6 protein-coding genes are annotated in these 4,780 nt (G+C 27.1%); 1 reads left to right on the forward strand and 5 read right to left on the reverse strand.

Going from position 1 to position 4,780, the window contains the following annotated elements; translation table 11 throughout:
- Positions 1–135: 135 nt before the first annotated feature.
- The 3 genes from KQ44_RS03835 to KQ44_RS03845 are packed head-to-tail and all read right to left on the reverse strand — an operon-like array spanning position 136 to position 2,600.
- Positions 136–417 carry a hypothetical protein gene (locus KQ44_RS03835; protein ID WP_240516461.1) on the reverse strand — a complete coding sequence of 94 codons (282 nt, stop codon included), beginning with the start codon at positions 415–417 and terminating at the stop codon, positions 136–138.
- Positions 418–429: 12 nt separating this feature from the next.
- A complete protein-coding gene (locus KQ44_RS03840; protein WP_096736311.1) occupies positions 430–1,557 on the reverse strand; it encodes a hypothetical protein in 1,128 nt (375 codons plus the stop codon).
- Positions 1,548–2,600, reverse strand: a complete 1,053-nt coding sequence (locus tag KQ44_RS03845) for a DUF1385 domain-containing protein (protein WP_096736312.1) — start codon at positions 2,598–2,600, stop codon at positions 1,548–1,550. Before KQ44_RS03845 ends, KQ44_RS03840 begins: the two co-directional genes overlap by 10 nt.
- Before the next feature lie 118 nt (positions 2,601–2,718).
- On the opposite strand from KQ44_RS03845, the gene KQ44_RS03850 reads away from it, so the two are divergent.
- Complete coding sequence (locus KQ44_RS03850) at positions 2,719–3,126, forward strand: hypothetical protein (RefSeq protein WP_096736313.1); 408 nt, start codon at positions 2,719–2,721, stop codon at positions 3,124–3,126.
- An 8-nt stretch (positions 3,127–3,134) separates the two neighbouring features.
- On the opposite strand, the gene KQ44_RS03855 is transcribed toward KQ44_RS03850, so the two are convergent.
- Both KQ44_RS03855 and KQ44_RS03860 read right to left on the reverse strand, forming a co-directional pair.
- A complete protein-coding gene (locus KQ44_RS03855; RefSeq protein ID WP_096736314.1) occupies positions 3,135–4,136 on the reverse strand; it encodes an NAD(P)H-dependent glycerol-3-phosphate dehydrogenase in 1,002 nt (333 codons plus the stop codon).
- A gap of 103 nt (positions 4,137–4,239) precedes the next feature.
- A complete protein-coding gene (locus tag KQ44_RS03860) occupies positions 4,240–4,779 on the reverse strand; it encodes a TetR/AcrR family transcriptional regulator (RefSeq protein WP_240516462.1) in 540 nt (179 codons plus the stop codon).
- Between the last annotated feature and the right edge of the window lies 1 nt (position 4,780).

Genomic DNA, 4,780 nt, shown 5'->3' on the forward strand with positions numbered 1-4,780 from the left:
CACTGTCGCCTGATATATTATTGATATCATTATTTTGCTATTAATATAACATCATAATAATCATCGTCTATATTTTGAGGAAGTAGTTTTGATATTGTAGAACGAGGTATAAGAGATAAATTGGTGCTAACTTTTTTAATAAAAAATAGAAAACAATATATCTACATTTCTTTTGATATTATCATCAAAGTTAAACCCTTTTTTTATTTTTTTCAAATCTGAAGAGCTTATAACGTATTTATCTTTTTCCGATTTCAATTCTATTCTAAGATATTTTTCTATTTCTTTTATATCTCTTAAAAGAGTTCTTTTTGACATATTGTTGTCATCTACAAATTTATTTTTTAATATAAAACCGTCAAGTATCAAAGAAGTATATATTTCAAATAATCTCACAAACTTTTTATTTTCTGTCATTTTTCCCCCATATTAAAATACACTATGAACAAACTCTTTTACAGCATTTCCATTAATTTTGAACTGCTCATTTTCTACAGTAAAATATCCGTCTATTACTCCCTTTGTAGTTTCAAAATCTATTTTTTTGAATCCACCTAAATCATCATATAAATAATTACTTGTAACAGTAAATACAAAACTAAAGCCCTCTTCCTTTGAATAATAATCTATAACATCTTTATATTCATGAGAATCGAAATTTTTATATATATGCCATTTATTTTTAAATAGAAATTTAACTATTCTTGAATTTTGAGACTGAGGTTTACTATCATAAATAAAAATTGGTATTGGATCAGTGTTATATGATGTATATGCTAATGCAGCTATTACATTATGAGTATATCTTGAAGGATTTTTACCCACAGTATTAATTGCCAAAACAGAACTTGTATCTGTGATGGCGTTTTCACTTCCGGGCACAATCAAATATCCAGACGGAAGTCCATAATAAAAAGATACATACAAAGCTCTGTTGCCAGCCCAATTTACCATAGAGGCACTAAAATTGGTAAACTTAAAAGAGAATTCAGTATCTATTATATTATCTATGGAAGTTTTTAAATTGAGTTTCGTATTATAGAAGTTAGGTATTTCTAAAGACAATTCTCCAATGCTTTTTCTAAACTGAGCACGTATGAAATTATCGTAAAAATCTAAATAATCTTTTTCATCTTCTTTAATAATAAATGACTGAGAATCACCATCTAATATATTAAAGGCATAATATGAAAAATATCTTTTTAAGTTATATTTGTAAAGTTTCCAAAATATTATATGATTATCATGAAATAAATATAAATACAGATTTTCAACCATATCTTCATTAATTTGAATAGATTTAGGAATACTCTCAAAATCTCCTGTATAATATATTCCATTATTATTTGTTATTATAGGATTATTAACATCTAATAATGGAGTATCATTTCTCATATATGATTTCTCTGGTACACTTCTATAATTTACCTGTATAAATATAATTGTAAAAAGTAAACAAAATAAAGCTATAGCGATTATAACAATATATTTTCTTATATAGCTTGAAGAATATTCATAATAATCATCTTTTGCTATAAGACGTTTTTTTATATGCATAGTTTTTCTTCTGCTGTATTATTATTATTTTCTAAACTAGCTTTCATATCAGCCTGTACTTCTTCTTCTGTTCTGTTTCCTACAGATGTATCCAATAATTTACTTAATGCAAATAATGCCACCTCTATTTCATCGTCCTGAGGTCTTCTAGTAGTAATTTTCTGAAGTAAAAGTCCAGGTAATATAGCAAGTCTCATAAGAGGGAAATTATAAAATCTAAAACCCAATTTTAATATCTCATAAGAAATACCAGAAACAATAGGAAGAAGTAATATATTAATAGCCAAAACAGTTAAATTTCCTATTATTTTAGGCGGAGTATAAGAAGCATATATATATGTATATACAAAATAGCTTGTAAACATATAAAGCAGAATTGAAACTGTTAATACTAAAAACATAAAAGTAGTTCCGCATCTAGGGTGTATAGTAGTATAATCTCTTATATTTCCAGTATCAGGATCAAGTCCATGTTCATAGGCATTAACAACCATATGCTCTGCACCATGATATTCAAATACTCTTTTTATATCTTTAAAAAATGATATTACAAGCAAATATAATACAAATATAGCTAATTTTATAGCCCCTCTTGCCAAATTAAAAATAACAAAATGTTCTTTTTCATTTATTCCAATAAGAGTTGTAATGAAATATGGTAAAGCTATAAAAAGTCCTACAGCAAAAGCCAAAGAAACAAGCATACTTAAAGTCATAGCCAAACCATCATTTTTTTGAGTATTTGATTTATTTGTATCTTTTTTATTATTATCTTCTTCAAGCCCTGCAGTATTTGCTGAGAATACTAAAGTCTTATATCCTAATTTCATCATATCTATAAAGTTTACAACACCTCTTATGAAAGGCATTTTAGTTAAACTGTTTCTATTTTCAGCAATAGATGCTTTTATAAAATCTATTTGTTTGTCTGGCTTTCTTACTGCAACTACATAATGGCTTCTATTTCTAAGCATTATACCTTCTATTACAGCCTGTCCGCCTACTCCTTCCTTAATTCTATTTTCATCTAATTGTTTTTTCATCAAATGCATATCCTTATTTATTTTAATGTTAAAGTAGATATATAATATATTAAATATTATATTCTTTCAAGTATAAAAAAATCTTGAATTTATAAAAATAATTTATATATTATATAGTATGAAATATATGCCGATTATTTTTCTAATATTCGCTTTTATATCCTGTAAAAGTACTAATACTCAAATGGTTACCGCGTCAGAAGAAGTACATAATAAAGAAACAACTTCTATTCCTAAGGCTGTTACTTTAAAAGACAGGGCTGGATATTATAAAAGTAAAAGTCCTTATTTTACATTTAATATTGATTTAAAAGAAAATGGATATGCTAATGTAGTATTAAAAGGATGGATGGTTTACAGAGGTATTGTAAAAGTTGGAGATCCAGATTCTGAAGATAAAAAATTTGTATTAGATATAGATAATATTACACATGTAATAGTTGAGTTCAAAGACTTAAATAATGCAGAGGCATCTGTAATATTAAAGGGAGTAGTTCAGCAGTCTCTGGATATGATTAAAATTTAAAAATTTAATTAAAAAAATCCCTCACTCTTAGCGTCTTTACTCATAAGTTCTGTTAAAGTATTTTGTATATTTGCATTATTAAAAAGTATATTGTATATTGCTTCTGTTATAGGCATGTAAATATTATTTTTCTGAGCATACTCATAAGCAGCAGTTGCAGCATATACACCTTCTGCCACCTGGCCATGATTTTCTGCTATTACATCTTCATACTTCTTGCCTTTTGCAAGTTCACGTCCAAGCCTATTGTTTCTGCTTAAAGCACTTGAACAAGTAACTATCAAATCCCCTATTCCAGAAAGTCCGTACATAGTGTCTATTCTAGCCCCTTTACTTAGAGCAAATCTTACTATTTCATGAAGTCCTCTTGTTATAAGTGCAGCCTTAGTATTATCTCCAAGATTAAGTCCGTCTACTATACCACCTGCAATCGCTATAATATTTTTTAAAGCTCCGCCTATTTCAACACCTTTCTGATCTGTGGAATTATATATTCTAAACTTTGGAGGAACAGTTAATGTGTCTCTTACATATTCAGAAACTCCTTTCTCCCCGCCTACAACTACAGCAGTGGGTACTCCTTTAGCAGCTTCTTCAGCATGAGATGGTCCTGAAAGTGTAAGTATTGATAAATCACCTGATATAATGCTTCTAGCCACTTCGCTCATAGTTTTGCCAGTTTTCCTATCAAGCCCTTTAGTTGCTGATACAAGTATTTGTTCATTACTTATATAAGGTTCTATATTTGTGCACGCTTCAGCAAATGCAAAAGATGGTGTTACTATTATGATTATTTCATTATCATTAACAGCTTCTGAAATATCCATTGTGAAGTTTATATTTTTATTTAATTCTATATTTTCAAGATAATTATCATTTCTATGAGTTGTACTTAATAGTTTATAGCTTTCTTCACTATGAACCCATACTTTAATATTATGTTTTTCAGAAAAAATATTTGCAAGAGCAAGTCCCCAACCGCCTGCACCTATAATACCTACATTTGCCATAATCTGCCCTACTTCATTTTATAATATAGTGTATATTAGTATATATAAAAAATAATTATTATCAATATATAATTGTAAAAATATTATGTAAACTTATTATATTTTATTTAAAAGATTTTTCAAGTAAAATGCATATATTATTGAGCAAATCTTCTTTTTTTATCTTTTTATTATCATCATCTTTAAGCCAGCAAAGTATCACAGAAACCAAAGCCCCAGAAAAAAACTGAGACATAATTTTTGTATTTTCAGTATTTTCGCTTTTCATAGTTTCATCTAAATATTCTAAAAATATTCTATAAAGCGATGAAACAAATAATAATGTATTATTAGAATCTATTAATGATACATTAAAATACTGCCTATTATCATCAAAATAATTAATAACTTTTTCTAATATTTTTCTATAGTTCTTTTTGAAATCGTATATGGAATTATCTTTTCTCAATTCTTTTATAATATCCTCTTTTATATCGTCTATGATAGAGTTTAAAAGTTCCTCTTTATTATTAAAATGATCATAAAATGTAACTCTATTTACTAGAGCATGTTCGCATATCTCTGTTACACTTATATCTTTTAATGAATTGCTTTTCAAAAGTTCAAGTAAGGATTCTTTTAAAAGTTTTTGAGTTTTTATAATT

Origin of the sequence: Brachyspira sp. G79 (assembly GCF_002379365.1) — a bacterium.
Lineage (GTDB): Bacteria > Spirochaetota > Brachyspiria > Brachyspirales > Brachyspiraceae > Brachyspira.